Annotated in this window: 23 protein-coding genes; 11 read left to right on the top strand and 12 right to left on the bottom strand. The window is 62.3% G+C overall.

Annotation, left to right across the window (positions count from 1 at the left end; all coding sequences use genetic code 11):
- The first annotated feature begins 22 nt into the window (after positions 1 to 22).
- The 5 genes from AC1DZP_RS15460 to apnL are packed head-to-tail and all read left to right on the top strand — an operon-like array spanning position 23 to position 6,140.
- Positions 23 to 664, top strand: a complete 642-nt coding sequence (locus AC1DZP_RS15460) for a DUF2291 family protein (protein WP_477303510.1) — start codon at positions 23 to 25, stop codon at positions 662 to 664.
- Positions 661 to 2,208 carry a sugar ABC transporter ATP-binding protein gene (locus AC1DZP_RS15455; protein ID WP_477303508.1) on the top strand — a complete coding sequence of 516 codons (1,548 nt, stop codon included), beginning with the start codon at positions 661 to 663 and terminating at the stop codon, positions 2,206 to 2,208. Before AC1DZP_RS15460 ends, AC1DZP_RS15455 begins: the two co-directional genes overlap by 4 nt.
- Positions 2,201 to 3,265 (top strand): ABC transporter permease, encoded by a 1,065-nt coding sequence (locus AC1DZP_RS15450; RefSeq protein ID WP_477303506.1) that lies wholly within the window; start codon positions 2,201 to 2,203, stop codon positions 3,263 to 3,265. The genes AC1DZP_RS15455 and AC1DZP_RS15450 overlap by 8 nt, the downstream gene beginning before the upstream one ends.
- A gap of 2 nt (positions 3,266 to 3,267) precedes the next feature.
- Complete coding sequence (locus tag AC1DZP_RS15445) at positions 3,268 to 4,302, top strand: Gfo/Idh/MocA family protein (protein WP_477225732.1); 1,035 nt, start codon at positions 3,268 to 3,270, stop codon at positions 4,300 to 4,302.
- Positions 4,299 to 6,140 carry a D-apionate lactonase gene (gene apnL / locus AC1DZP_RS15440; protein WP_477225731.1) on the top strand — a complete coding sequence of 614 codons (1,842 nt, stop codon included), beginning with the start codon at positions 4,299 to 4,301 and terminating at the stop codon, positions 6,138 to 6,140. The genes AC1DZP_RS15445 and apnL overlap by 4 nt, the downstream gene beginning before the upstream one ends.
- A gap of 10 nt (positions 6,141 to 6,150) precedes the next feature.
- Here the strand turns inward: apnL and AC1DZP_RS15435 are convergent, their stop codons facing one another.
- Positions 6,151 to 6,864 (bottom strand): transcriptional regulator NanR, encoded by a 714-nt coding sequence (locus tag AC1DZP_RS15435; protein WP_457153140.1) that lies wholly within the window; start codon positions 6,862 to 6,864, stop codon positions 6,151 to 6,153.
- A gap of 184 nt (positions 6,865 to 7,048) precedes the next feature.
- On the opposite strand from AC1DZP_RS15435, the gene oiaX reads away from it, so the two are divergent.
- Both oiaX and AC1DZP_RS15425 read left to right on the top strand, forming a co-directional pair.
- A complete protein-coding gene (oiaX, locus tag AC1DZP_RS15430; RefSeq protein ID WP_477303504.1) occupies positions 7,049 to 8,299 on the top strand; it encodes a 3-oxo-isoapionate-4-phosphate decarboxylase OiaX in 1,251 nt (416 codons plus the stop codon).
- Between the two features lie 4 nt (positions 8,300 to 8,303).
- A complete protein-coding gene (locus tag AC1DZP_RS15425; protein ID WP_477226406.1) occupies positions 8,304 to 9,638 on the top strand; it encodes a four-carbon acid sugar kinase family protein in 1,335 nt (444 codons plus the stop codon).
- 43 nt (positions 9,639 to 9,681) lie between these two features.
- Here the strand turns inward: AC1DZP_RS15425 and AC1DZP_RS15420 are convergent, their stop codons facing one another.
- The 9 genes from AC1DZP_RS15420 to AC1DZP_RS15380 all read right to left on the bottom strand — a co-directional run bounded on the left by AC1DZP_RS15420 (position 9,682) and on the right by AC1DZP_RS15380 (position 19,714).
- Positions 9,682 to 10,767, bottom strand: coding sequence for a tartrate dehydrogenase (locus AC1DZP_RS15420; protein WP_477225729.1), 1,086 nt, complete (start codon positions 10,765 to 10,767; stop codon positions 9,682 to 9,684).
- The gene (locus tag AC1DZP_RS15415; RefSeq protein WP_477225728.1) at positions 10,754 to 11,845 is read right to left on the bottom strand and encodes an isocitrate/isopropylmalate dehydrogenase family protein; all 1,092 of its coding nucleotides are present in this window, start codon (positions 11,843 to 11,845) and stop codon (positions 10,754 to 10,756) included. Before AC1DZP_RS15415 ends, AC1DZP_RS15420 begins: the two co-directional genes overlap by 14 nt.
- A gap of 49 nt (positions 11,846 to 11,894) precedes the next feature.
- A complete protein-coding gene (locus AC1DZP_RS15410; protein ID WP_477303502.1) occupies positions 11,895 to 13,304 on the bottom strand; it encodes an MmgE/PrpD family protein in 1,410 nt (469 codons plus the stop codon).
- A 234-nt stretch (positions 13,305 to 13,538) separates the two neighbouring features.
- Entirely contained in the window at positions 13,539 to 14,246 is a 708-nt protein-coding gene (locus tag AC1DZP_RS15405; RefSeq protein WP_477303500.1) for an FCD domain-containing protein, read from the bottom strand.
- Between the two features lie 209 nt (positions 14,247 to 14,455).
- Positions 14,456 to 16,186, bottom strand: coding sequence for an ABC transporter permease (locus AC1DZP_RS15400; protein WP_245330953.1), 1,731 nt, complete (start codon positions 16,184 to 16,186; stop codon positions 14,456 to 14,458).
- A gap of 134 nt (positions 16,187 to 16,320) precedes the next feature.
- Positions 16,321 to 17,367, bottom strand: coding sequence for an ABC transporter substrate-binding protein (locus AC1DZP_RS15395; RefSeq protein WP_095080506.1), 1,047 nt, complete (start codon positions 17,365 to 17,367; stop codon positions 16,321 to 16,323).
- 11 nt (positions 17,368 to 17,378) lie between these two features.
- Positions 17,379 to 18,446 (bottom strand): ABC transporter ATP-binding protein, encoded by a 1,068-nt coding sequence (locus AC1DZP_RS15390; RefSeq protein WP_095080504.1) that lies wholly within the window; start codon positions 18,444 to 18,446, stop codon positions 17,379 to 17,381.
- A gap of 157 nt (positions 18,447 to 18,603) precedes the next feature.
- On the bottom strand, positions 18,604 to 19,143 hold the full coding sequence (locus AC1DZP_RS15385) for a chromate transporter (RefSeq protein WP_477303498.1): 540 nt from the start codon (positions 19,141 to 19,143) through the stop codon (positions 18,604 to 18,606).
- Positions 19,130 to 19,714, bottom strand: a complete 585-nt coding sequence (locus tag AC1DZP_RS15380) for a chromate transporter (protein WP_477288426.1) — start codon at positions 19,712 to 19,714, stop codon at positions 19,130 to 19,132. Before AC1DZP_RS15380 ends, AC1DZP_RS15385 begins: the two co-directional genes overlap by 14 nt.
- 106 nt (positions 19,715 to 19,820) lie before the next feature.
- Here AC1DZP_RS15380 and AC1DZP_RS15375 point away from each other — a divergent pair, with 106 nt between their 5' ends.
- The 3 genes from AC1DZP_RS15375 to AC1DZP_RS15365 all read left to right on the top strand — a co-directional run bounded on the left by AC1DZP_RS15375 (position 19,821) and on the right by AC1DZP_RS15365 (position 22,686).
- Positions 19,821 to 20,531, top strand: coding sequence for an FCD domain-containing protein (locus AC1DZP_RS15375; protein ID WP_457154483.1), 711 nt, complete (start codon positions 19,821 to 19,823; stop codon positions 20,529 to 20,531).
- A complete protein-coding gene (gene fabG / locus AC1DZP_RS15370) occupies positions 20,528 to 21,277 on the top strand; it encodes a 3-oxoacyl-ACP reductase FabG (RefSeq protein ID WP_477303495.1) in 750 nt (249 codons plus the stop codon). Before AC1DZP_RS15375 ends, fabG begins: the two co-directional genes overlap by 4 nt.
- A 65-nt stretch (positions 21,278 to 21,342) precedes the next feature.
- The gene (locus tag AC1DZP_RS15365; protein WP_477303493.1) at positions 21,343 to 22,686 is read left to right on the top strand and encodes an MmgE/PrpD family protein; all 1,344 of its coding nucleotides are present in this window, start codon (positions 21,343 to 21,345) and stop codon (positions 22,684 to 22,686) included.
- 85 nt (positions 22,687 to 22,771) lie between these two features.
- Here the strand turns inward: AC1DZP_RS15365 and AC1DZP_RS15360 are convergent, their stop codons facing one another.
- Both AC1DZP_RS15360 and AC1DZP_RS15355 read right to left on the bottom strand, forming a co-directional pair.
- Positions 22,772 to 23,845 carry a tartrate dehydrogenase gene (locus tag AC1DZP_RS15360; protein ID WP_477303491.1) on the bottom strand — a complete coding sequence of 358 codons (1,074 nt, stop codon included), beginning with the start codon at positions 23,843 to 23,845 and terminating at the stop codon, positions 22,772 to 22,774.
- Positions 23,846 to 23,876: 31 nt separating this feature from the next.
- A complete protein-coding gene (locus AC1DZP_RS15355) occupies positions 23,877 to 24,935 on the bottom strand; it encodes a PdxA family dehydrogenase (RefSeq protein WP_477303489.1) in 1,059 nt (352 codons plus the stop codon).
- A gap of 175 nt (positions 24,936 to 25,110) precedes the next feature.
- On the opposite strand from AC1DZP_RS15355, the gene AC1DZP_RS15350 reads away from it, so the two are divergent.
- Positions 25,111 to 26,079 (top strand): alpha/beta fold hydrolase, encoded by a 969-nt coding sequence (locus AC1DZP_RS15350; RefSeq protein WP_477303487.1) that lies wholly within the window; start codon positions 25,111 to 25,113, stop codon positions 26,077 to 26,079.
- Positions 26,080 to 26,345 lie beyond the last annotated feature (266 nt).

Raw genomic sequence — 26,345 nt, 5'->3', positions numbered from 1 at the left:
CCATGCTGAACAACAAACCGCCATGCTGAACAAGCCGACCTGGCCGATCCTTGTCGTGACACTCGGCATCAGCCTTGCCAGCTGCAAGGTTCTGCCGACCCCCTCGGGTGATAGCGGCGGCGCTGCCGCCTTCAATCCCGACAAGATGGTCGAGGCGTTGTGGGCGGCGAAGGTGGTGCCCTACCTCAGGCAGAAAGCCGGACCGTTTCCCGAGGTTCATGCCCTGGCGAAAACCGATCCGGCGGCTGCCGGCGCCAAATACGGCAATCCGAACAAGCAGGCGAATTCGCCGTGGACCTTCGCGGTTCGTGTTGACGGCAAGATCGTTGCCGCAAACACGGGCTCGCGCGCGGCGACGATGGATATCGATGTCGACGGCGACGGCAAGGCGGATGCACGCGTGCAGATCGGTCCCGCCATGCGCGGTACGGCGCTGCGCGACAGCCTCGACTTCGTCCAGTTCAACGACTTCACCAACCAGATCGACTTCGCCCAGTTCGGCAAGGCGTTCAACGCGTATGCCGACAAGACCGTGCTTTCGAAGCTGCCGCGTGAAGCGCTGGAAGGCCGCACCGCCAAGGTTCTCGGCGCCTATACGCTCGAAGGCAGCCAAGACCTGCCGCTGGTGACGCCGGCGGAGGCAGAAATCGGGCCGCGACCATGAGCGATCACGATGTTATTCTGAAGCTGGAAGACGTCTCCAAGGTCTATTCCGGCACGGTTGCGGTCAAGCGCGCGAATTTCGAGGTGCGCAAAGGCGCGGTCAATGTGCTGGTCGGCGAAAACGGCGCAGGCAAATCGACGCTGATGAAGATCATCGCCGGCGTCGAACGACCTACTGCCGGCCGGATCCTCCTGGAAGGGGAAGAAGTTTCCTTCTCGTCATCCGCCGACGCGGTGAACCGCGGCATCGGCATGGTGTTCCAGGAGCTGAACCTGTTCGGCAATTTGACCGTCGCCGAGAACATCTTCGCCACCCGCGAGATCACCAACCGGTTCCGCAAGATCGACCGCAAGCAACAGGAGCGCCGCGCTGCGCAATTTCTCGAACGCCTGCAGGCCGGGATCCGGCCCGACATGCTGGTCGAGGATCTGCGCATCGGCCAGCAGCAGTTGGTCGAGATCGCCAAGGCGGTTTCGCTCGATGCGCGCATCCTGATCATGGACGAACCGACTTCGGCATTGAGTTCCGCGGAAGTCGAGATCCTGTTCAAGGTGATTGCCGACCTCAAGGCGCGCGGTGTGGCCATCGTCTACATCTCGCACCGGCTCGAGGAGCTGATCCGCATCGGCGACTACATCACCGTGCTGCGCGACGGGCACATCACCGGCCAGGAGGAAATGAGAAACGTCGACACCCGGTGGATCGTAAGGCAGATGATTGGGTCCGACGCCAAGGATTTCGCCAAGGCCGATGGCCATGTTCCAGGCGAAGAAATATTCCGAACCCATGACATCTGCCTGCCGCGTGCGACCGGCGGTCTTGCCGTCGACCACGTCTCGCTGTCGCTGCGCGCCGGCGAGATCCTCGGCATCTACGGCCTGATGGGTGCAGGACGCAGCGAGCTGTTCGACTGCATCATGGGCCGCCATGGCCAGGCCACCGGAACGATCTTCATTGCCGGCAAACAGGTCAAGGAGCGCGACACGACGCGCCGCATCCGGCGCGGGCTGGCGCTGATCCCCGAAGACCGCCAGCGCGAAGGGCTGGTGTCGATCCTCTCCGTTGCCAGCAATCTGACGCTGGCCAGCCTGTCGCGGTTTGTCCGCCTGTTTCATATCCGCGGCGGCCCCGAAAGGCAGGCTGTGGTGCAGATGGTGCGGGAACTGGCGATCAAGGTTGCCGATCCGGCACAGGAGGTCTCGTCGCTGTCCGGCGGCAACCAGCAAAAGGTGGTGATCGGCAAGGCACTGCTCACCGGCCCGAAGGTGCTGCTGATGGACGAGCCCAGCCGTGGCATCGATGTGGGCGCCAAGGCCGACGTCTTCCGCACCATGCGCAAACTGTCGCGCGACGGATTGGGCATCCTGTTCGCCACCTCGGACCTCGACGAGGTGATGGCGCTGTCCGACCGGATCGCGGTGATGAGCAATGGAAAACTGACCGGCATGTTCGATCGCGCCGAGGCGACCGAGGCAGCCCTTGTCGCCGCCTCGGCGCTTGGCCACGGGCCGGTCCCGCACACGGAGTACACCGCCCATGACTGACATCCCGGCCAAGGCGGCTATTCCCTCCGCATCGAGCGGCTCGCTGCTGCTGACGCTGATGAAGGCGAGGACCTTCATCGCATTGATCGCCGTGCTGGTCTTCTTCTCGATCGCGGCACCGAATTTCCTGTCGACCGCCAACCTGATCCTGATGTCGAAGCACGTGGCGCTGAATGCGTTCCTGGCCATGGGCATGACCTTCGTGATCATCACCGGCGGCATCGACCTGTCGGTCGGCTCGATCGTCGGCCTGTGCGGCATGGTGGCCGGCTATCTCGTGCTCAACGGCATCGACCTGCAGATCGGCTACACGATCTATTTCAATGTCGTCGAGATCGCGCTGATCACGCTGGCGGTCGGCATCCTGATCGGCGCCGTCAACGGATTGCTGATCACCAGGCTGAACGTCGCGCCATTCATCGCCACGCTCGGCGTGCTCTATGTCGCGCGCGGCCTGGCGCTGCTGTCGTCGGACGGCCGCACCTTCCCCAACCTTGTCGGCAAGCCGGAACTGGGCACCACCGGGTTCGGCTTCCTCGGCGCTGGCCGGCTGCTTCGCCTGCCGGTGGCGATCTGGATCCTGATCGTCGTGGCGCTGGCGGCGGCCTATCTCGCCAAATACACGCCGCTTGGCCGCCATATCTTCGCGGTTGGCGGCAACGAACGGGCGTCGCGAATTTCGGGCGTCCGTGTCAACACGGTGAAGATGTTCGTCTATATGTTCTCCGGTTTCTGCGCGGCAATCGTCGGCCTGATCATCTCGTCCGAGCTGATGGCCTCGCATCCGGCGACGGGCGAAAGTTTCGAGCTCAATGCCATCGCGGCGGCGGTGCTCGGCGGCACCTCGATGTCGGGCGGTCGCGGCACGATCGGCGGGACCATAGTCGGTGCCTTCGTCATCGGCATTCTTTCGGACGGGTTGGTGATGATGGGGGTGAGTTCTTTCTGGCAAATGGTGATCAAGGGCCTGGTCATCATTGTCGCCGTCGTCGTCGACCAGGCGCAGCGCCGGCTGCAGAGTCGCGTGACATTGATGCAGATGGCAAAGGCAGGCTGAGCATGGTGGAATTGCGCGGAGCGCTGATCGGCTGTGGCTTCTTCGCCGTCAATCAGATGCATGCCTGGCGCGACATCGCTGGCGCCACGATCGTCGCCATTTGCGACCGCGATCCCGACCGGCTGCGGATCGTCGGCGACCAGTTCGGCATTACCAGGCGCTACACCGACGCGATGGCCCTGTTTGATGGCGAGAACCTGGATTTCGTCGATATCGCCACCACGGCGCCCAGCCATCGTGCGCTGGTCGAGATGGCGGCGCAACACCGCGTGCCGACGATCTGTCAAAAACCGTTCGCGCCAACGCTTGCCGATGCCAAGGCGATGGTGAAGGCATGCACCGATGCCGGCGTGCCGCTGATGGTGCATGAGAATTTTCGCTGGCAGTCGCCAATCCAGGCGGTGCGCGCCGTACTCGACAGCAACGAGATCGGCACGCCGTTCTTCGGCCGCATCTCGTTCCGCTCCGCCTATGACGTGTTTTCCGGCCAGCCCTATCTGGCAACGGGAAAGCGCTTCATCGTCGAGGATCTCGGCATCCACATCCTCGACATAGCCCGCTTCCTGCTGGGCGACGTCTCGACGATCACGACGCGAACGGCGCGCATCAACCCTGCTATCGCAGGCGAGGACGTGGCGACCATGCTGATGGACCACGCCAGTGGCGCAACCTCGGTGGTCGACTGCAGCTACGCCACGACGCTTGCCGTAGAACCGTTTCCCGAAACGCTGATCGAGATCGACGGAAGCGACGGCACGATCCGACTGGCACAGGGGTATCGGCTCACCGTCACCGGCAAAAGCGGCACGGCGGTCAGCGACGTCTCGCCGCCGCTGCTGCCCTGGGCATCGCGTCCCTGGCACAACATCCAGGAAAGCGTCGTTGCCATCCAGCGGCACTGGGTCGACTGCCTGGCGAAGGGAACGGAGCCCGCTACCTCGGGCGCCGACAACCTCAAGACCTTCGCACTGGTCGAGGCTGCCTATGCCGGTGCTGCAAGCCGCGAGCCGGTGCAGCTCGACACTTTGCTCAGATGACCGCCGACACCTTTCACCTCTACGGCACGGATGCGACCGAGGTCGAGCCGTTCAGGCTGAGCGCCGGTGCGCTCAGTGCCGACTTCGTCAACGGCAATCTGCGCACCATCCGCCATGGCGGTACCGAAGTGCTGCGGGCCATCGCCTACATCGTCAGGGATCGCGACTGGGGCACTTACGAGCCCGAACTGACCGACCTTGTCATTGACCAGGGCGATGACACTTTCTCGATCCGCTATTCGGCAAGCTGCACCGGGCCGGACGCAAGCCGGCTCGGATTCCGCGCCACCATCAAGGGCTCCTCCGATGGCCAACTGGTCTTCGACGTCAGCGCCCTTCCCGAAAGCGATTTCGAAACCAACCGCTGCGGCTTCTGCGTCCTGCATCCGATCGCCGGCCTCGCCGGCAGCCCGGTGACGGTGGAGCACACCGACGGCAGCACGGTCGCGACCAAGCTTCCGCTGCTGATCGACCCGTGGCAGCCTTTCAGGGATTTGCGTGCGATCACGCATGAGGTGCGGCCTGGCGTCAGAGCCGAATGCCGGATGGAAGGCGATGTGTTCGAAATGGAGGACCAGCGCAACTGGTCGGATGCCTCTTACAAGACCTATGTGCGGCCGCTCGCTTTGCCGTGGCCCTATATGCTGCCGGCCGGCCAGCCCCTGCGCCAGACAATCAGCCTGCTGATCACTGGTGAGGGCAGAGCACCGGCTGCCTCCGTGGCCAACGGACCGGTCCGCGTTAAGCTCGGCGAGGCCGGACCGAGGAAGCTGCCCGATGTCGGCGTGATCATCTATCCCGAGGATGTCGAGACGGCACTGGCGAACCTGCCGCTGCTGTCGGCGCTTGGCCCGCAACAGCTGGTCCTCCACTACGATCCAACGCGCGGCCATGGGCTCGACGCCTTGCGATCCTTTGCCCGGGTCGCGGCAGCCTACCCGGCCCGGACGACGCTCGAATGCGTTGTTGCCGGCGTGGGCGATCTCGAGGCTGAATTTTCAGCTGTCGCCAGCTTGGTGCACGAGGCAGGGCTAGAACTTTCGGCCATCGCCGTCTCGCCTTCGGTCGACCGGCAGTCGACGCCGCCGGGGAGCGCATGGCCGGAGTGTCCGCCGCTGGAAACCGTCTATGCCGCCGCCCGCCGCGCCTTCCCCGACATCCGTCTCGGCGGCGGCATGTTCAGCTATTTCACCGAACTCAACCGCAAACGCGTGCCGGCGGACCTGCTCGACTTCGTCACTCATTGCACCTGCCCGATCGTGCACGCGGCCGACGATCTCAGCGTCATGCAATCTCTGGGGGCGCTGCCCTTCATCACCCAATCGGTGCGGGCGATCTTCGGAGAAACACCCTACCGGATCGGCCCGTCGACGATCGCCATGCGCCAGAACCCCTATGGTGGCGCGACCAAGGCCAATCCCGGGGGACAGCGCATTGCCATGGCCGACCGCGATCCGCGCCATGCCGGCCTGTTCGGGGCCGCATGGACGATCGGCTATGCGGCACGCGTCGCACCGGCGGGGCTTGAGATGCTGACGCTCTCCGGCTTCACAGGACCGTTCGGCGTGCTGGCGGGACCGGGCGAGCCAGCCGCGGAAGGATCACCTCGGCCGATCTTCAGGGCTATCAAGGGGCTTTGCGAACTGGCCGGCCTCGCACATGTTGCGGCAACGACGAGCGATGAGACCAAGGTGCTGGCGCTGGCCGGGCGCTCCGCTTCCGGTCAGACCATCGTGTGGCTGGCGAACCTGACAGCGGAGGACGTACCGGTCGACATTTCAGCGCTGGGCAGAGGCCACCTGGTCATGACGCCCTACGCGATCACCCGGTTCGGCTGACACTGCGGATTCACTTTTCGGCGTTCATCACATAGAGCGCACGCGAGCGCTCGAGGTGCTTGATCATCGCCTTCTCGGCGCCGTCGGCATCCTTCTTCTCGATGCGGCCAATGATCTCTTCATGCTCAGTCAGCGTGAACTTTTCCTTGCCGGTCCAGATTAGCATTTCGGTGTGATATTCCTTCAGCCAGCCCAGCATCGCCTCGCTGACGGCGACGTAGATCGGGTTGCCCGAAATCGCCGCGATCTGGGTATGAAACTTCATGTCGGCGGATATGAAGGCTTCGGAATCACCGCGAAAGCTGCGCTGCTCGGCGACGGTTGCGCGCAACCGCTGCACATCCTCGGCGGTGGCTTTTTCGGCTGCTTCCCTGACCATGCCTCGCTCGAAGAAGATGCGGGCGTTCTTGAGGTGCTCTAGCGTGTCTTTCGACGACGACAGGATGATCTTGGCTGCGCCGTCGACCTGCCTGATGATCGACTTGGCGGTAAGCTGCAGCACCTTGGCGCGCTCGCCATGCGAGATCGCCACCAGCCCCATATTGCTCAGCGCCTGCATCGCCTCGCGGATCGCCGGACGGCCGACCTCGAAGCGTTCCATCAGTTCGCGCTCCGAGGGCATGTCATCGCCCGGCATCAGTTCGCCGCTGGTGATCAGGCGCTTCAGCCGCAAGAAGACCTCGTCGGAAAGCTTGCGCCGGACAATCGGTTCGGAACGGTTCATCGTCACGAATCACTCCCTTGATCCGGCCTATCTAACACTGCCGCCACAATTCCCGGAAATTGCGGTCGGGTCGACCCGACCAAACTTCCACTCGGATATCTCTTGCAATACTTATGTACTCATTATACCAGATTTCGAGCATCGGTGAACCTTTTTCGAACGCCCGGGCTTGAGACGGCGGACCATGATCACCCTCACCTATCGCATCGAAACATCAGACAGCATCGAGGTGCTGGCGGCAAAGATCGCCAGCGACCAATCGACCGGCACCTTCGTTGCGCTGCCCGGCGAGACCGAGGAGCTGAAGGCCAGGGTGGCTGCGCGCGTCCTGGCGATCCGGCATCTGCCCGACGCCATGCAGCCCTCCATTCCGGAAGCCGGCGATGGGCCGTTCAAGCGCGCCGATGTCGACATCGCATTTCCGCTCGACGCGATCGGCACAGACCTTGCGGCGCTGATGACCATCGCCATCGGCGGTACCTATTCGATCAATGGGCTGTCCGGCATTCGCATCGTCGACATGAAGCTGCCGGAGCAATTCCGCGGCGCGCACCCAGGCCCGCAGTTCGGCGTCGCCGGCAGCCGCCGGTTGACTGGTGTCGAGGAGCGCCCGATCATCGGCACCATCGTCAAGCCGGCGCTGGGGCTGCGGCCGCACGAGACGGCGGCGATGGTGGGCGAGCTGATCGAAGCTGACGTCGATTTCATCAAGGACGACGAGAAGCTGATGAGCCCGGCCTATTCGCCACTGGCCGAGCGGGTGAAGGCGATCATGCCGCTGATCCTCGACCACGAGCAGAAGTCCGGCAAGAAGGTGATGTATGCCTTCGGCATTTCGCATGCCGACCCGGACGAGATGATGCGCAACCACGATCTGGTGGCGATGGCCGGCGGCAATTGCGCGGTGGTCAACATCAATTCGATCGGCTTCGGCGGCATGGCGTTCCTGAGAAAACGCTCCAGCCTGGTGCTGCACGCCCACCGCAATGGCTGGGACATCCTCACCCGCCACCCCGGCCTCGGGATGGACTTCAAGGTCTGGCAGCAATTCTGGCGGCTGCTCGGCGTCGACCAGTTCCAGATCAACGGCATCGCCTCGAAATACTGGGAGCCGGATGCATCCTTCGTCGAATCCTTCAAGGCGGTGACCACGCCGATCTTCTCGCCCGATGATTGCGCTCTGCCCGTGGCGGGCTCGGGCCAATGGGGTGGGCAGGCGCCGGAGACCTACCAGCGAACCGGCCGCACGGTCGATCTGCTCTATCTCTGCGGCGGCGGCATCGTCAGCCATCCGGACGGGCCGGGCGCCGGCGTCCGCGCAGTGCAGCAAGCCTGGCAAGCGGCGGTAGACGGCATTCCGCTGGCAGACTTCGCCCTGACTCATCCCGAATTGGCACGGTCGATCGAAAAATTCGGCGATGGCAGGGCGGCCTGACGCCATGCAGAACCTGCTGCTCAGCTACTATGGCGACGATCTCACCGGCTCGACCGACGTCATGGAAGCGCTCGAGCTCGGCGGCGTGCAGACGGTGCTGTTCATGCGCCAGCCCGACAAGGCCCAACTTTCGCGTTTCTCACATTGCCAGGCCATCGGATTGGCCGGCACCAGCCGCAGCGAGACGCCGCACTGGATGGACACGCATCTCAAGGACGCTTTCACCTGGCTGAAGACGCTGAACGCCGCGATCTGTCACTACAAGGTCTGCTCGACCTTCGATTCCAGCCCGACGACCGGCAGCATCGGCCGGGCGATCGAGATCGGCCGCTCGGTGTTCAGTCAGGACAGCGTGCCGCTGCTGGTCGGCGCGCCGCAGCTCAAGCGCTACACCGCCTTTGGACATCTGTTCGCCGCCTATCGAGACCAATATTTCCGCGTCGACCGCCATCCGGTGATGAGCCGCCACCCAACGACGCCAATGGATGAATCCGACCTGCTGATCCACCTGTCGCGGCAGACCGGGCTTGCCTCGGGATTACTGGATCTGGCGACCCTGCAATCTGCGTCACGGTCGCAGGCATTCGATCGCCTCGTGGCGAATGGCGCGGCTATCGTGCTTGTCGACGTCGATAGCCACGGGACCCAGGCACTGGCCGGCAAAGAGATCTGGCGCATCCGCAAGCCAGGCGGCTCCTTTGTCGTTGGCTCGTCCGGCATCGAATACGCGTTGCTGGCCGAATGGGCTTCGAATGACATCGTCAGCACTGGACCAGGCTTCACACCGCCGGGTGCTGCCGACCGGATCGCCGTCGTATCGGGCAGTTGCTCGCCGACCACCGAACGACAGATCCGGTATGCCCTGAGCGACGGTTTCGACGGCATCGAGGTCGATCCTGTCGAACTGGTTTCGGAGGCTTCCGAGCAGGTGATCGCGCGTGCGGCGGCAAGCGGCCGCGCCAGCTTGCAAGCCGGGCGCAGCGTCATCCTCTACACCGCGCTTGGCCCCGCCGCCGACAGGGGCGGCGAAATCGACCGGCAGGAAGGCGCCCGCCACAAGCTCGGCCGCGGTCTGGGCGAACTGCTTCGCGCGCTGACGATCGAACAGAAACTGCGGCGCGTGGTCATCGCCGGCGGCGATACCTCGAGCCATGCGCTCGGCCAGATGGGCATCGACGCGCTGACGGTGCGGATGCCCCTGCCTGCCTCGCCAGGCTCCCCGCTATGCGTCGCCCATTCGCGCTTTGCGGTGATCGACGGACTGGAGGTTGCGCTTAAGGGCGGACAGGTCGGAACCGACCGCTATTTCAGCGCGATCCGCGACGGCCTCGGTGGTTGACGGGACAGTCGCCGCGCCCACAACACATCTGTGCGGGTAAGCCTCAGGATCCTGGACTGTTCACGCCCGAAAGCGCGGCAATCACAGCGGCCGTTACTTCGGCGGTGTTGGCTGCGCCACCAAGATCCGGGCTAAGATATTCTCCTCTACCGGTAACGGTTTCGATCGCAACCATGAGACGTCGCGATGCAGCCTGCTCACCCAGATGGTCCAGCATCAAGCTCGCCGTCCAGAACGATCCAAGCGGATTGGCAACACCCTTCCCGGTAATGTCGAAGGCCGAACCATGGATGGGTTCGAACATGGACGGACGATTGCGCGCCGGATCGATGTTCGATGTCGAGCCGATGCCGAGCGACCCGCCAAGTGCCGCAGCCAGGTCGGAAAGGATGTCCGCATGGAGGTTGGTCGCCAGAACCGTGTCGATGCTGCCAGGCTTGTTGACCATGCGCTGCGTCATCGCGTCGACCAGCATCCAGTCGACAGTCAGACCAGGGTGGTCGCGAACCACTTCGCGCACGACTTCGTCCCAGAGCACCATGCCATGGCGCTGTGCATTCGACTTTGTCACCACTGTCAGCAGCTTGCGGGGGCGCGACATGGCAAGGTCGCAGGCAAAGCGGGCGATCCGTTCGATGCCGGTGCGGGTAAAGACGGCGACATCCATGCCGACCTCGATCGGCAGGCCGCGATGTGCGCGACCGCCGACGCCGGCATATTCGCCCTCGCTGTTTTCGCGGACGATAACCCAGTCTATCTGCTTGCCGAGTTCGGGGCGCAGCGGACCGGTCAGACCGGGCAGCAGACGCGTCGGCCGCACATTGGCGTATTGGTCGAACCCCTGGCAGATCGCCAGGCGCAGACCCCAGAGCGTGATGTCGTCGGGAAGGTTCGGATCGCCGACCGAACCGAAATAGATGGCATCGAAGCCCTCGATCTGAGCCAGACCATCTTGCGGCATCATGCGGCCGTTGCGGCGATAATAGTCCGAGCCCCAGTCAAAGCGCTTGAAATCGAAGGCAAGGCCTGGCTCGACGTCGGCTAGCGTTTCCAGCACCTTGACGCCGGCCTCAACCACCTCCGGGCCGATACCATCGCCGCCGATGACAGCGATCTTATGCAAGGACATTTTCAGATTCCTTCTCGATGGCAGCGACGATGGCGCTGGTCATTCCTTCGGTGTTGGTGGTTCCGCGTATGTCGCCCGTGCGCGTTTCGGGCCGCGAGAGCGCGGCAATGGTGGCTTGCGCGATGATCGACGCCGCGGCGAGCGCCTCTGCAATCTCGCGGTTGTGGCCAAGCCACTCCAGCAGCATGCGGGTGGATTCGACCATCGCATAGGGATTGACGATGCCCTTTCCGGCAATATCGGGAGCAGACCCGTGCGCCGCCTGCGCCATGGCTATGTTGCCTTCGCCGATACACAGGCCGGGCGCCATGCCGAGCCCGCCGACGAGGCCTGCTGCCTCGTCGCTCAGTATGTCGCCGAACATGTTTGTGGTGACGACGACATCGAATGTCTGGGGATCGCGAAGCAACCGCATGGCAAAGGTGTCGACGATCACCTCGTCGACAGCGACGTCAGGGAACTGCTCGGCGGCCCGGTAGCACTCCTCCACGAACATACCGCAGCCGAGCTTGAACACGGTGTCCTTGTGAACGATCGTCAGCTTCCTGCGCCGGGTTCTGGCAAGTTCGAGTGCGGCCTTGGCCACGCGATAGCTGCCAGCACGGGTGATGACGCGGACCGAAATGGTCGTATCGTGCGTTGGACGAAATTCTCCCGAACCGGCAACCACATTGCGATCCGGCTGGAAGCCCTCATTGTTTTCCCGAACGATGACGAGATCGACATCGTCGAACAGCGCGCCAAGTCCGGGAAACGAGCGCGTCGGACGGACGTTGGCGAAAAGGCCGAAGTGCTTGCGCAAGATGGGATGCGGGTTGATCGCGCCAATCACCTTTGGATAGGCGCGATGTCCGATCGGACCGAGTATGAAGCCATCGAGTGTCGAAAGCGTCTCGAGCGTGCCTTCGGGCATCGTCGAGCCGTGTGTGTCGAGCGCCGAGCGGCCAATCGGCATCGGTCGCCAGTCGATGTCGAGACCCGTTCGCGCCGCGGCGGCCCGGGCGATGCGCACGGCAGCAGGCACGATTTCGTGTCCGATATCATCGCCATTGAGGATGCCGATCGTGAGATGGGCCATCGAACCAACCTTTCTGAATGCCGGCTGCGGCGCAGCGCCACGAAGACCGTCAGCCGGCCTTGGCGACCAGGGCCATCAACCGCTCGAGCGAGGGCTGTTCTTCGAGGTCGCGCACCAGCGCGACGACCTCGTCAGCCGCCGAACGGGCAAGGCGGGCATGAGCCGCGTTGTCCCGGAACTTGTCGGCAACCTCTTCATAACTCATCGGATTGGCGGGGCTGCCTTTGCCGAAATCGGCTTCGCCATGGATGACGCGGCCATCATTGAGCGTGACGTCGATGATCGTCGTCATCTTGTGATAGCCTGCCTTCTCGGCCTTTTCGTCGATGACGAAATCCACCTTGTCGATCATGGCCTTGACGTCGTCGCGTTGGGTTGCTGCATCCGTAAACTCGCCAAGCCCGGCCTTGCCGTCGAGCAGCAGGATGGCCATGCAGAATTCCATGGAGAACTTGGCCTGCAACTCATCATGCGGATGGTGATGGATCAGGGCGTTCGGCATGTTGGAATTGGTGCCGATGCGCACGTGCTTCACATCCCCGGCCTTGATGTCATTCTCACGGATGAGGCGCGCCATCTCAGTCATGCCGGGATGGGTCAACGACCCCGAGGGATGCGGCTTGATCGAGATGCCTGGGTTGGCGAACGTCCAGGGAGCGCCAAGGCGTCCGCGAATTGCGTTCTCATCGTAACCGCCGCCGGCCGCCTGGAAGAACCCGCGCGGGGCCTCCAGTATCTTGTCGGTGGCAGTCCATCCATGGGCGGCGAACTGTGCGGCGGCGACACCGCTTTCCGATGCACGCCCGGCATGGAACGGCTTGGTCATCGTGCCGAAATTCTCACGCAAACCAGCCGACTGGCTGCCTGCGATCGAAAGCGCACGAGCCGTGGTTTTGGCGTCGAAACGCAAAAGCCACGCCGCAGCCGCGGCCGCGGCAAACGTTCCGCAAGTGGCCGTGGCGTGAAATCCCGTCTGATAGTGGCGGGGCGCGATGGCTTCGGCGATCTTGCACTCGACCTCGACGCCGAGATGATACGCCAGCATCACCTGCTTGCCCGAGGCGCCCACCTGTTCGCCAATAGCCAGAGCCGCGGGCAATGCAGGCGCCGTGGGATGTGTCAGCAAGCCGTAGACGCGATCCGTGGCGACGGCCAATTGGGTGTCGTCATAATCATCTGCATGGATGCCGACACCATTCGCGAATGCCGCAAAGCGCGGTGCAACCTTGCGGCCCGCTCCGATTACGGTCGCGGCGCCCGGCATCAGTCCAAGCTCATCGAGATGGCGGCGGACGAGGTCGCCGCTTTGCGCGACCGAGCCTGAAAGAGCCAGCCCAATGCCGTCCAGTATCGACTTCTTGCCAAGGGCCGCGACGTCGTCCGGCAGATCTTCCGGAGCGGCCGACGCGACGAATTCCGCCACATAATTCGTGAGACCTGCAGGTGCGGTGTCGTGCATTGATAGTCCTCTCCATCGAAATTGTAGCGGGCCAACCAGGCATCGAGTTCAAGCTCGACTCCATGTCATGGCCGCCTGATGCAGAAGAGTAGGAAGGCAGTTTTGGTAAACTGTCAACAATTTTTTGTCGACAGGGCAACCAAGTTTTCAGTTCGTCGGACAGCTGCTACCGCAGGCATGCAAATGCTGCCGCGGTATCTGTCCTCGGACCTCGACTACGGGAATGGGTGAGCGTCAGTCGGAGCCGTGGCGCAAAGCGACGTTGGCCCTGCGCGTTCGCGAGGTGCCATTGACGATATGCTCCCGCCCGGCCGTGAAAGCCCGTTGCGGGTCGCGGGCGGCAACAGCCTCAACTATTGCCCTGTGCTCGCGGTTGGATATGTCGAGCACGTCGCCACTCGCCAATGCTCGATAGCGCTGGATATGAAGCTCGCGAGCGAGGCCGAGATAGATCTGCGCCAGGCGTGCGTTGCCACACATCCTGGCCAGTTCGGAATGGAATTCCAGATTGACCGGGTAGTACTGGCTCACCTCACCGGTCTTGGCCAGCGCGTCCATGCGGTCGACGAGCGCGCGCAGCCTGGCGACCTCGGGGTCGGTGATCCTCTCGGCAACGCTCATGGTCATGCAGGCGAAGATGTAGGCACGGGCCTCCGAGACATCACGGGCTTCGTCTTCRCTGAGTTCGCGCACGAAAAACCCGCGATTGGGAATCACCTGGATCAGCCCAAGAGCGGCCAGCGCGCTGCACGCCTCGCGGATCGGTCCCCGGCTGACCTTGAGTTGCTGGGCCAGGGCGTTTTCGTTGATCCTCTCGTTGGGTGTGAATTCCCCCTCGACAATCATTCGCTCGATTTCGTGCTGCACGACATTGGCAAGCGAGCGCGTGCGCAAAAAGTCGATTGGCGAAAATCCCTGCATGTTCTCGGTTTCGTTAGCCATGGGCCTGAATTCCATTCAATGCGTCACGGAAGATACCGCCTGCGTGGTCAGGCCCCGATGGGCGCCAACGCGTAGCCTGCGCATCATCCATGGTTTGGTCTCCCTCATCGAATTGATGCCGACGCGTCCAATCGGGCCCATGACTGAGACGATACTTCCTCTTGTCAAGCGAAACGCCGATAATTGCTGTGGAACCAAGCTGTATCCTATCAACTGCCACTCCTGGGCGCCGCGCCGCCGAGAACCGGAACCTTGTTGGCTATGAAGACGACGGTGAACGAGACCACCAGCAGCAGAATACCAAGCACCGAAATCGCGCCGTAGTCGCCGCTTTCGTTGAGGTCGTAGATGATGACCGAGACCAGCTTGGTCTGCGCCGTCGTCAGCAGGACCGTCGCCGACAGTTCCCGGATGGTGCCGATGAAGACGAAACACCACGCCGCAATCAGGCTGGTACGCAACAATGGCGCGGTGATCTGCCAAAGGGTCTTCAGGCGGGTGGCGCCGAGAATCCGGCTGGCTTCCTCCAGTTCCGGATGCACGCCATGGAAGGCCGATGACAGTTGCTGGTAGCCTGCCGGAAGCTCAATCGTCAGGAATGCGATCAGCAGGATCCACAGCGTGCCGTAGAGGCCGAAAGTCGGATTGGCGTAGGCCAGGAAAAGGCCAACGCCCAGCACAATGCCTGGAATCGCAATCGGCGCGGTCGCCAGCATGCCGAGCAGCGAGGCGCCCGGCACCGCGCGGCGCGCAACCAGATAGGACACGACAAGGGCTATGCCGGTCGCGATCGTTGCCGTAGCCAGGCCGAGGATCAGGGTGTTCCAGATGGCGAGCCGCGTGCTGGAGAATTCGAAAAGCACGAAATTGAAGTTATGGAGCGTCAAGGAACTCCAGCTGAGCGGTTCGGAAATGTTGTGGGTCAGCGCTACCTTGAGCAAGGCCAGGTAGGGGAACAGGATCGTCACGCACAGGATGAACAGAACGTATGCGCCCGCCAGCCATTTCCAGTTGCCCAGCTTCACACGCCGGGGTGTGCCGCTCTTGCCGCCGAGCACGGTGTAGCCTCGGCGCCCAAGCAGCCATCTCTGCCCCCACAGCAAGAGCATTGTGACCACAAGCAAAGGCACGGCGCTCGCTGCCGCGAGATCAAGCCGTGGAGGAAACTGGAAGAAGCTCCAGATCTTGGTGGTGAGAACGTGGAACCCGGCAGGCAGCGCCAGGATCGCCGGCGAACCGAACATGGTGAAGGCCTGGACGATGGCGACCAGAGACCCGGCGAGCATCGCCGGCAGCACCATCGGCAGGGTCACCCGCCGCAATGTGGTGCCTGGCTTGCCGCCGAGGATCGCCGACGCTTCCTCAAGATCCGATGGCACCTTGTCGAAGGCGTTGGCAACAAGCGTGAAGACGAAGGGGAACGAGTAGCAGGTGACCGCGAACACCAGTCCGGTGAAGGTGTAGATGTTGAACAGCGCCTGCGATTGATCGAGGCCAAATGCCCAGCGGTAGATGTTGTTGAGGATGCCGCTGTTGGGCGCGGCCAGCATCGCCCAGGCAATGGCACCCAGGAATGGCGGCGTCACGAAGGATGCCGTCACCAGGCTGCGGACCAGGCGCTGCCCCGGCATGTCGGTGCGCGCGACGAGCCAGGCGAGTGGTGTGGCCACCAGGCAAGAGAACACGCCGACGCAACCAGCCATGCCCAGCGATATGAGGAAGGCCCGGCGAATTGTGGCATCGGTAAAGAGACGGGCCAGGTTTGCCAGGGTCGGTGAACCGGCCTTGTTGGTGAGGGCGTAGTATCCCAGCCAGAACAAAGGCAGCAGGACCAGCACACACAGAACCACTGCAAGCAGCACGAAGAGCGGCGTCGACAAATCGAACCTGCCGAGGTGTCGCCTGTTGGCGGTATCGGGGGACAATGCAGCGATGGTCACCTGGTCACCTCTGAGTTTGATCCGACGTCGGCGGGTCAACCGCCGATCTGCCCAGGGATGTGGCGATGCCGCCGGTGACGACATCGCAAGATCCTCATTCTGGCACCGATCCGTGGCCGGTGCCGAGCCTTTGCTTACGTGCCGAAATACTCTTCGTACTTCTGCTTGATCTCTTCAACGGCATCCCGAACGTTCGACGGATCGGAGTCGAGAAGCTTGATCTGGGAGAGCGGCGTGCGGTTGGATTTCTCCTTCACGTCCGGGCGAACCGAACGCAAACCGCCGAAATCGTCGTTCAACTGCTGCGCTTCCTGCGAGAACATGAAGGAATAGAACAGCTTGGCTGCGTTCGGATGAGGAGCATAAGCCAGGATCGCGGCGTTGCCGTAAGCGATCGAGGTTCCCTCCGCCGGATAGACCGCCTTGATCGGCACGCCTTTGTCCTGGAGGATGAAGACGTTGTATTCGTTGCCGTCGGCCTGGATCGGGCGTTCGCCCTGGGCGAGGACCTTCGGCGGCTCCGTCGAGGACTGAACCTGCATGACACCCTGCTTGCCCAATTTCTCGAAATAGTCCCATCCGAGAAGCTGGCTGAGTGCGTAGGTGGCGGTCATCACGTTGCCGCTGTAGCCTGGATGCGACTTCACCAGCTTGCCTTTGTATTTGGGATCGAGCAGGTCGGTCCAGGTCTTCGGCGCGTCACCTTCCTTGACCAGGTCTGTCCTGTAGGCGATTACCGTCAGCGTGGCGCGGAAAGCCGCATAGAAGCCATCTGGATCACGATCCTTTTCCGGCCACATCTTGGCGACATCCTCCGGAACGGCCGGCGTCAGCCAGTTCTGCTCCTTGAACGTCAGGAAATGGGATGCGTCGGAGGTTTCGATAATGTCGGCGTTGTGGATGCCGCTCGAATATTCTTGTCCTATGCGCTGAAAGACGCGCTCCGAACCGGCCCTTTCCACCTGAACCTTGATGCCTGGATAGTGCGCCTCGAATGCGGCGCCCAGTTTCTCGGCGACCTGGACATCGGTTGAGGTGTAGTAGACCACCGACGCTTCCTTGGTTGCCGCGGCAACCAGATCGTCCGTAACTTTGTAGGGTTCGGGCGGACCGGCCCAGGCCAATTGACCCCATGCCAAGGCTGCTAAAAACGCGCCTGCTGCGACTTTCTTATTGGACATTCTCTCTCTCCCTAGTGTGCGAGCGCCCGGCAACGATCAGGTGGGCAATGAAGCCAAATTTGCTGGTTTTCCGGGACCGCGACATCGACAGGCGCGATCGCCCGCACGGTTTCGCCACCTGATAAATTGACAAGATAATCGCGATGCGACCCGAGATAGACTTGGCGCACGACCTTGCCGGTGGCCCAGTTGCTCGGATCGCCCTTCGGTTTCTCGTTGGTGAGATGCAGATCGTGATGCCGCACGGATACGGCGGTCTGGCCGTTGGCGGCATAGTCGCCGCTGCCACAGCGCAGCAGCAGACCGTTGCCGCAATCGACGGTGTCCGTTCCGACCCGCTTGCCCTTGAAGATGTTGGTGCCGCCGATGAACTGTGCAACGAACTCCGAACGCGGACGCTCGTAAATGTCTTCGGGAGAGCCGGCCTGCTCGACGTTGCCCTGGTTCATCACCACGATGACATCGGCAGCGGTCATGGCCTCCGTCTGATCGTGCGTGACATAGACGGTCGTGTAGCGGAACTCGTCGTGGAGGCGGCGGATCTCAAACCGCATCTCCTCGCGAAGATTGGCATCGAGGTTGGAAAGCGGCTCGTCGAGCAGCAGCGTCTCCGGCTCGATGACAAGGGCTCTCGCCAGGGAAACACGCTGCTGCTGACCGCCTGACAACTCGCCCGGATAGCGCTCGGCCAGACTTTCGAGCTTGGTCGCCTGGAGGATGCGGCCTGTCTTTGCCTGAATATCGGCCTTGCCCATGCGACGAAGCCGCAAGCCGTAGGCGATGTTCTCAAACACCGTCATATGCGGCCAGAGCGCATAACTCTGGAAGATCATCGACATGTTGCGCGCTTCCGGCGGTTCGCTGGCGTGGGGCGACGAAACAACCCGGCCGCCGACGCGGATCTGACCGTCCGACGGCTGAACGAAGCCGGCAACCAGGCGCAGGGTCGTGGTCTTGCCGCAGCCCGAAGGTCCGAGCAGGCACACGAGTTTTCCCTTCTCGATAGCGAGATCGACCGCGTTGACCACCGTCAGCTTGCCGTAGCGCTTGGTCAGCTTATCGAGTTCCACAAAGGCCATCGGTCCTCCCGAAACATTTCCTCACAAACGCGATGCGCTTGTGCCTGCTACTAAAGGTCGGTCTAATTTTGTCAATTGTCAACAATTAACTGACGACTATCTGCACGAATTGCAAAGCGCTGCCATCTGCGTTGAATCGAAATGGCTTTGCGGCGCGCTATCCGGCGGCCCACAACAGCCCGCAAAAGACCAACGATCCAGCGGCCATCAGCGTCAGTGGACCCAAACGAATTGTCCGCGCGGCAACGGCGACCACGATTGCCACGCACCAGGCGATCCATCCGCCTTTTGCGTTGCTCAAGAGAGTGAACACGCTTGACAGCACCAGCCCGGCGGCGAGCGGGGCCAGGCCATAAATCAAAGCCCCTTGCCATGCCGCATTGGGGCGGCTGTGCCAGAAATGCGCGATCACGATCACCAGCAGCGACGACGGCGCAAAAATCGCAATCGTCGCGACGATCGCGCCCGCCCATCCGGCAAGATGCCAACCCATCAGCGTGACGATCAGGGTTCCCGGTCCGGGCGCAACGCGGGAGATGGCAAACATGTCGAGGAAGGTCTTGTTGGTCAACCAATGGTGGTTGTCGACAACGCTGTGCTGCAGTTCGCCCAGAATGGAGGCCCCCCCGCCGATGGCCATCAAGGACAGAGGCGCGAACACCAGAAACAGGCTGACAAGCAGATTATCGTCTTTCATGGCGACTTCTTGCAAAGCCGACGCCGATGCCGATGGGTGCAAGCACCGCCACAACGACGAGAGCCGAGAAATGAAAGACCGTCGCGCCGATCAGCGTGCACGTGAAGAGGGCAATTGAAACCGCATCGACACAGGCATAGCGCATGGCAAGGTAGCCGACTGACAGTGACAAGCCGGCTGCCGCAACCGCGAGACCCACGAGCATAGCGCCGATCGCGGGATCGGCGCTCAGCCTCAGCACGATATTTCCTATCAGAACTATTGCGACCGCGGGGGGCAGCACCACCGCCGCCAGCGCCACCACGGCTCCGACGACACCTCGACATTGAAACCCGAGCCAGAGCGCCAGGTTTGCAACATTGACACCAGGAAGGGACTGGCTGAGCGCCAGCCCTGACAGAAACTGTTTGTCGCTGAACCAGCGCCGATTCACCACGAATTCCGTGTGCATCATGCCGTTCACACCACCGCCAATGCTTGTGATGCCCAGCTTGGTGAACGCCAGGAAGAGCTCAAGGAGGCTTGGCGGGGGCGACGTGTCAGGCGCCAGCGGGACATCCATTTGATCCATGAAACCTCCGATTTTTCCTGCTTTCAAACCAGGGATGTGCTCGATCGCTGCGTCTGCGGCACTGTATTCTGTTGACAGTTTGCAGTAAATAGTCGATCACTACCCCATGAGGGCCGAGCTTGAATTTCTCCAGAACCACTCCCTGACGAGCGTCCTTCGACGTGAGTTGGAAACCCTCATCCTGTCGGGAGAATTTGCCCCTGGTGAGCGATTGAACGAGAATTCGCTGGCAATCCGCTTCTCGGTGAGCCGCGGTCCGATCCGCGAAGTCTGCCGCGCGCTCGCCGAAAAAGGCTTGCTCGAGCTCGTGCCCAATCGAGGCGTGTTCATGCGCAGGATTGGCGAGGAACAGGCCGCCGAACTCTATGACGTACGAGCAGGCCTGTTTGCATCGGCGGCGCGGTTGCTGGCGACCAAGGTGACGCCGGAGCAGATTTCGGAACTCCAGAGTTTACTTGATCGCATGGAAGAAGCGGTTCTCGCGAATTCGCTCGACAACTACTATCCGCTCAATCTGGAATTCCACGATTCCATCCTGCGCTTTGCCGGGAACAGCCGGCTGCACAAAGCCTATTCCGAGCTCGTCAAGGAACTGCACCTGTTTCGCGAGCGCGCGCTGCTCCAAGGCGGCGGTCTGACCGTATCCAATATCGAGCATCGCCGCATCGTGGCAGCGCTGGGAGCGGGCGACGCCACGGCAGCCATGGATGCAGCGTTTGCGCATGTGCTGAGCGGCAAGAGCCGCATGACCCTGCCAGCGGCAGCCGACACGGAGCATTCGATCGGCGGTGCTGCCAAAACCACGGACATCGCATGAACGGCGCGCGGGAACTTGAGGGGCGCGTCGCCATCGTGACCGGTGCAGGACGCAACATCGGGCGCGTGATGGCGCTGGAACTGGCTCGAGCCGGAGCCGCGGTGGTCGTGAACGCACGCACATCTCGTGCCGAAGCCGAAGCTGTCGTCAACGAGATCACCGCCTTCGGAGGCAGGGCTACGGCCGTCCTGGCCGACGTCGTCGACCCGAATGCCGTCGACGCGCTGGTCGGCGCGGCTGTCCGGCAGTTCGGCGGCATAGACATTCTCGTCAACAGCGCCGCCGTGCGACGCGAAACCGCGTTCGAGGATCTGAGTTTCACCGAATGGCGCGAGGTGCTTTCGATCATCCTCGATGGTGCATTCCTGACCGCCCATGCGGCGCTCCCGCATCTCAAGAAATCAGGACAAGGCGTGGTGATCAACATCGGCGGTCTGTCGGCTCATACCGGCGCCAGCGGTCGCGCCCATGTCATCGCGGCCAAGGCGGGCCTGGCCGGATTCACCCGGGCGCTCGCCCATGAACTTGCCGGTGAAGGCATCACGGTCAATTGCGTTTCACCCGGCATGATCGACACTCAACGTGCCGGCGGAGAACCCTCTCATCATGCCGGGAAACTGCCGCCTGTCGGGCGGCGTGGAACATCCGAGGAAGTTGCACTGCTCGTGCGCTATCTCTGCGGACCGGCGGCTCGCTACATCACCGGCCAGACCGTCCACGTCAATGGCGGTGCCTTCATGGCGTGATGCACGCCAATCAGCAAGCACGCCGATGCACCGGGCGGTGCCCGACGGCGATCCAGGGAGATCAAATGATGGACGTTACAGCCATTCTGGCGCGCTATGTCGTGTCGGCATCCGCGGACAGCGTACCGGCGAACGTCCGGCGCGAAGCGGTGCGCTCCTTCCTCAACTGGACCGGCTGCGCGGTAGGCGGCTCGCAACATCCGAGCGTCGACATTGCCTTGTCCGCGGTGTCACCGTTCGCCGGCAAGGATCAGGCTGCGATCCTCGGCCGCAGCGAACGGCTGGACGCCCTGAACGCCGCGCTCATCAACGGCATCGCCAGTCACGTCTTCGATTTCGACGACACACATCTGAGGACCATAATCCATCCGGCCGGACCGGTCGCCTCCGCGATCCTCAGCCTGGCTCAGATGCAGACGGTGAGCGGGCGTGATCTCCTGCACGCCTTCATCCTCGGCGTCGAGGTCGAATGCCGCATCGGCAACGCCGTCTATCCCGCGCACTACGACATCGGCTGGCACATCACCGGAACCGCCGGCGTTTTCGGCGCCGCCGCCGCGGCAGGCCGCCTGCTCGGTCTCAACGAACAGCAGATGATCTGGGCGCTCGGCATCGCCGGCACACAGTCTTCGGGTTTTCGTGAGATGTTCGGAACCATGTGCAAAAGCTTCCATCCCGGCCGCGCCGCGCAAAATGGACTGCTCTCCGCCGTGCTGGCGCAACGCGACTTCACCTCGTCAAACCGCGTGCTTGAGGCGCCGCGCGGTTTTGCCCATGTCATGTCCACCGAGCGGAATTTCGATGAGATCACAAAAGGCCTGGGCGAGAGTTTCGAGATCGCTCTCAACACCTACAAGCCGTTCGCTTGCGGCATCGTCATCCACCCGATCATCGACGGCTGTGTGCAATTGCGCAATGAATTCGGCCTGAAGGCCGATGAGATCGAAAGCATTGCGCTGGAAGTCGACCCGTTGGTGTTGGAATTGACCGGCAAGAAGACCCCGCAGGTTGGCCTCGAAGGCAAATTCAGTGTCTACCATTCGGCGGCGGTCGCCATCATCGAAGGCCGCGGCGGCGAGGCAGAATATAGCGATGCAAACGTGCGCGATAAGCAGGTCATTGCGCTGCGCGATCGCGTCAGCGCAGTGGCGTCGCAAAGCGTCGCTGAAGACGAATGTCACGTCACGATCAAGCTCAGGGATGGTCGCGTGCTCAAGAGGCATGTCGAGCATGCGATCGGCAGCCTGGCGCGGCCGATGACCGACGACGACCTCAACGCAAAGTTCGGCGGACTGGCCGAACCGGTTCTGGGTGCGAAGGCAACGGCGCGTCTGCGGGACCTGTGCTGGGATATCGAGAGCCTCGAAGACACCGTTGCGATCGCCCAGGCCGCAACCCCGCCTACCTAACAGGTGGGTTTCGCCGACGTCGGCGGCCAGCCTGGCCAATGCAGGCGACCTGTCGTCCCGGGCTTTGAGAAAATTGATCTGGAAGTCAGAGCGCGGCGACGATCGCCTTGCCGCACTCGACGGTGTTTGCAGCGCCGCCGAGATCGCGCGTGCGCAGCGAAGGCTCGGCCAAAACGGTCTCGATGGCCGATACAATCCCGGCAGCCGCTTCAGCATGTCCGAGGTGGTCAAGCATCATCGCCGCCGACCAGATCTGCCCCACCGGATTTGCGATCCCCTGCCCGGCAATATCCGGTGCCGAGCCATGGACCGGTTCGAACAGAGATGGAAAATTGCGGTCCGGATTGATGTTGGCGCTCGGCGCGATGCCGATCGTTCCCGTGCAGGCCGGACCGAGATCGGAAAGAATGTCGCCGAAAAGGTTCGATGCGACGACCACATCGAACCAATCGGGGTGAAGCACGAACTGAGCCGTCAGGATGTCGATGTGATATTTGTCCCAGCGCACGTCGGGGAAGGCCTTCGCCATTTCCTCAACGCGCTCGTCCCAATAGGGCATGCTGATCGAAATGCCGTTCGACTTGGTCGCCGAGGTGAGGTGTTTGCGCTTGCCCTTGGCGGCAAGCTCGAATGCGAATTTCAGCACGCGATCGACACCGATGCGCGTCATGACCGTTTCCTGCACAACCACTTCGCGCTCGGTGCCCGGGAAGATACGACCGCCGATCGATGAATACTCGCCTTCGGTGTTCTCGCGCACGACCCAGAAGTCGATATCGCCGGGACCACGGCCGACGAGCGGGCTCGGAACGCCGGGCATCAGGCGCACCGGCCGCAGATTGACGTACTGATCGAACTCGCGCCTGAACTGGAGAAGCGACCCCCACAGCGACACGTGATCGGGCACGCCGGTCGGCCAACCAACGGCGCCAAAGAAGATCGCGTCATGCGACCCGATCTTGTCCTTCCAGTCTTCCGGCAGCATCCGGCCGTGACGGGCATAGTAGTCGTAAGAGGCGAAATCGAACCAGTCGAACGACAGCCCGATGCCGAAGCGTGACGCGATCTTTTCCAGAACGCGCACGCCTTCGGGTACGACCTCCTTGCCGATCCCGTCGCCTGGGATGACCGCAATGCGGAAACTGTTGGATTGTGTCATTTTGCTTTCCAGGCTGATCGACGGGAATTGCTCAGGCCGCGGCCTCTTCGCGCTGCGCGTCCTTGCGGCGCGCAAGCTGGGCCGCGAGGCGGACTGCGTTTTCCAGTGCACCTGTCGATGCACTTCCCTTGCCAACGATGTCGAAGGCGGTGCCGTGCGCCGGCGTGGTGAACACGGTCTCCAGCCCGGCCGTGACGGTCACGCCGCGGTTGAACCCGCGCAGCTTGGTCGCGATCTGCCCCTGGTCGTGGTACATGGCGACGACGCTGTCATACTCGCCCGCGAAGGCCTTGATGTAGATGGTGTCGGCCGGGAAAGGCCCCTTGCAGTCGATGCCGGTTGCCGCGGCGACCTTGACCGCCGGTCCGATCAGGTCGATTTCCTCACGGCCAAACAGCCCGTTCTCGCCGGCATGAGGGTTGAGGGCCGCAACGGCGATGCGCGGTTTGTCCATACCGGCGCGCTGCATGGTGCGGTTGACCAGTTCGATCGCCTCGATGATGCTGTCATGGGTGATCTGATCGAGAGCCGTGCGCAGCGACACATGCGAGGTGACGCGCGACATCCATTGGCCGTCGAGCACGTTCATCTCGGAGAAATAGCCTTTGTGTCCCAACAGATGAGCAAACATCTTGTGCTCGTCGGGAAATTTCCATCCGCCAGCATGAAGCGCTGCCTTGTTCAGCGGCGCGAAGGTAATGCCATCGACATCGCCTTTCATCGCCAGCCGCACCGCCTCGGCCAAGGTGTCCCCTGTCAGCTTGCCCGACTCCGGTGAGACCACGCCGCGCGGCAAGGCCGCGGGGTCGATGTTACCAAGGTCGATGACAGGTGTTTCTGATGCATCCCAGTCGATGGATGCAACATCCGGGACGGTCTTGAGCGAAAGCGCTACGCCGGCGTCGCGCGCGCCCATCTCCAGGACACGCCGGTCGCCAAGAACGACAATGCGCGCCACGTCGGAGAGCCTGCCGTCCGACAGCACGCGAGCAACGAGCTCCGGGCCGATACCGGTCATATCGCCAAGCAGCAAGGCCAGACGAGGCAGGGGTGAAGCGGTTTTGCGCGAGGATTTATCTGGATTTTCCATGGACATGCCCCCTTCGGCTCAACGGTGGTGAGGTCACCCGAAATCGGCCGCGCAAGGCTGGCTTCGTGACCGCTTTGAAGCCATGTTGCGCCGCATCCAAGAAAAGTCAACTGAAAATTGTTGACAGTATTCAATTTGAAGGCGAGGCTAAGGGTGACCTTATCTGGAGAGCACCATGGACAGCCAACACGCCTCGGAAGTCGCCGCCGCATCCTCTATGCCGCCCTTGGAAAGCAAGCATGGAAGCCTGATGGAGGGATTCTCCTACAGGAGGATCAAGACCAGGGGCGCCGAGATCAATGTCGCCGTCGCGGGATCAGGCCCACCATTGCTGCTTGTCCACGGCAACCCGTTGACGCATGTCAGCTGGCATCGCATCGCGCCTTCCCTGGCAAAGTCCTTCACGGTGGTCGCCATCGACCTGCGCGGCTATGGCGACAGCTCGAAACCCGACGGCGGTGCGGACCATGCCGCCTACAGCTTCCGCGCCATGGGCGAAGACGCCTTCGATGTGATGAGCGCGCTTGGCTTTGAAAAGTTCGCGCTTGCTGGCCATGACCGCGGTGCCCGCGTCGGGTTTCGGATGGTGCTCGATCAGCCCGACAGGATCACCCGTTTCTGCGCGCTGGATATCATCCCGACCTACCATCTCCTGACCAACGTCACCCTTGGATGGGGGCTGGAGAGCTATCATTGGTTCTTCATGGCGCAGAAGGCGCCCTTCCCCGAGAAGCTGATCTGTGCCGACCTCGACTACTACATCAACTACAAGCTCAACAAGAAAGGCGTGGGCCTGGAGATATTCACGCCGGAAGCCTTCAAGGAGTATGCACGCTGCACCACGCCTGAGCAGATCCACGCCGTGTGCGAGGACTACCGCGCGACCGTGACGCTCGACCTCGCCATGGACACAGCCGATTTCGGCAAGAAGACAATCCAGTGCCCGGTCATGGTGATCTGGGGCAGCAACAGCCATGTTGGCCGTCACCTGACGCCGATTGAAGCTTGGACGCCCTGGGCGCCGGACCTCAGGGGCTGGGCCATTCCGACAGGTCACTATCCAGCCGAGCACCGGCCTGATCTGGTCTATGAGAGTTTCTGGACCTTCTTCAACGGCGTTGAGCCGACCCCATATCGCTCCTGATACGGCACCTTGGCCTTCTTGCGTCAGAGCTTCTGCTCTGACGCCCTTCTGAAGGCCGCTTCTCCTCCACGCGGTTCCGCGTCCTAATCTTCGCCAGTCCGGCTTGTGATCCGGAGCATCGAGAAAATCCATCCCATGTCGCCAGGCGGCGTGCCGTGTGAGACTTTGCTCTCGATCAATGAATGCCCAATCTGGTTTGAGTACGCTGTCAGGACGTCAATTGAACGGTTCGCTTCAATAAGGATGTTCGAACGTTCGGGGCGAGA

The organism is Mesorhizobium sp. P2_F8 (assembly GCF_056403655.1).
This window is presented reverse-complemented; position numbering and strand designations above follow the sequence as displayed.

Excerpts from the sequence above, each read along its gene's own strand:
- AC1DZP_RS15460 (WP_477303510.1), top strand. The coding sequence starts at position 23 with ATGCTGAACAAGCCGACCTGGCCGATCCTTGTCGTGACACTCGGCATC.
- AC1DZP_RS15455 (WP_477303508.1), top strand. The coding sequence starts at position 661 with ATGAGCGATCACGATGTTATTCTGAAGCTGGAAGACGTCTCCAAGGTC.
- AC1DZP_RS15450 (WP_477303506.1), top strand. The coding sequence starts at position 2,201 with ATGACTGACATCCCGGCCAAGGCGGCTATTCCCTCCGCATCGAGCGGC.
- AC1DZP_RS15445 (WP_477225732.1), top strand. The coding sequence starts at position 3,268 with ATGGTGGAATTGCGCGGAGCGCTGATCGGCTGTGGCTTCTTCGCCGTC.
- apnL (WP_477225731.1), top strand. The coding sequence starts at position 4,299 with ATGACCGCCGACACCTTTCACCTCTACGGCACGGATGCGACCGAGGTC.
- AC1DZP_RS15435 (WP_457153140.1), bottom strand. The coding sequence starts at position 6,864 with ATGAACCGTTCCGAACCGATTGTCCGGCGCAAGCTTTCCGACGAGGTC.
- oiaX (WP_477303504.1), top strand. The coding sequence starts at position 7,049 with ATGATCACCCTCACCTATCGCATCGAAACATCAGACAGCATCGAGGTG.
- AC1DZP_RS15425 (WP_477226406.1), top strand. The coding sequence starts at position 8,304 with ATGCAGAACCTGCTGCTCAGCTACTATGGCGACGATCTCACCGGCTCG.
- AC1DZP_RS15420 (WP_477225729.1), bottom strand. The coding sequence starts at position 10,767 with ATGTCCTTGCATAAGATCGCTGTCATCGGCGGCGATGGTATCGGCCCG.
- AC1DZP_RS15415 (WP_477225728.1), bottom strand. The coding sequence starts at position 11,845 with ATGGCCCATCTCACGATCGGCATCCTCAATGGCGATGATATCGGACAC.
- AC1DZP_RS15410 (WP_477303502.1), bottom strand. The coding sequence starts at position 13,304 with ATGCACGACACCGCACCTGCAGGTCTCACGAATTATGTGGCGGAATTC.
- AC1DZP_RS15395 (WP_095080506.1), bottom strand. The coding sequence starts at position 17,367 with ATGTCCAATAAGAAAGTCGCAGCAGGCGCGTTTTTAGCAGCCTTGGCA.
- AC1DZP_RS15390 (WP_095080504.1), bottom strand. The coding sequence starts at position 18,446 with ATGGCCTTTGTGGAACTCGATAAGCTGACCAAGCGCTACGGCAAGCTG.
- AC1DZP_RS15385 (WP_477303498.1), bottom strand. The coding sequence starts at position 19,143 with ATGAAAGACGATAATCTGCTTGTCAGCCTGTTTCTGGTGTTCGCGCCT.
- AC1DZP_RS15380 (WP_477288426.1), bottom strand. The coding sequence starts at position 19,714 with ATGGATCAAATGGATGTCCCGCTGGCGCCTGACACGTCGCCCCCGCCA.
- AC1DZP_RS15375 (WP_457154483.1), top strand. The coding sequence starts at position 19,821 with ATGAGGGCCGAGCTTGAATTTCTCCAGAACCACTCCCTGACGAGCGTC.
- fabG (WP_477303495.1), top strand. The coding sequence starts at position 20,528 with ATGAACGGCGCGCGGGAACTTGAGGGGCGCGTCGCCATCGTGACCGGT.
- AC1DZP_RS15365 (WP_477303493.1), top strand. The coding sequence starts at position 21,343 with ATGATGGACGTTACAGCCATTCTGGCGCGCTATGTCGTGTCGGCATCC.
- AC1DZP_RS15360 (WP_477303491.1), bottom strand. The coding sequence starts at position 23,845 with ATGACACAATCCAACAGTTTCCGCATTGCGGTCATCCCAGGCGACGGG.
- AC1DZP_RS15355 (WP_477303489.1), bottom strand. The coding sequence starts at position 24,935 with ATGGAAAATCCAGATAAATCCTCGCGCAAAACCGCTTCACCCCTGCCT.
- AC1DZP_RS15350 (WP_477303487.1), top strand. The coding sequence starts at position 25,111 with ATGGACAGCCAACACGCCTCGGAAGTCGCCGCCGCATCCTCTATGCCG.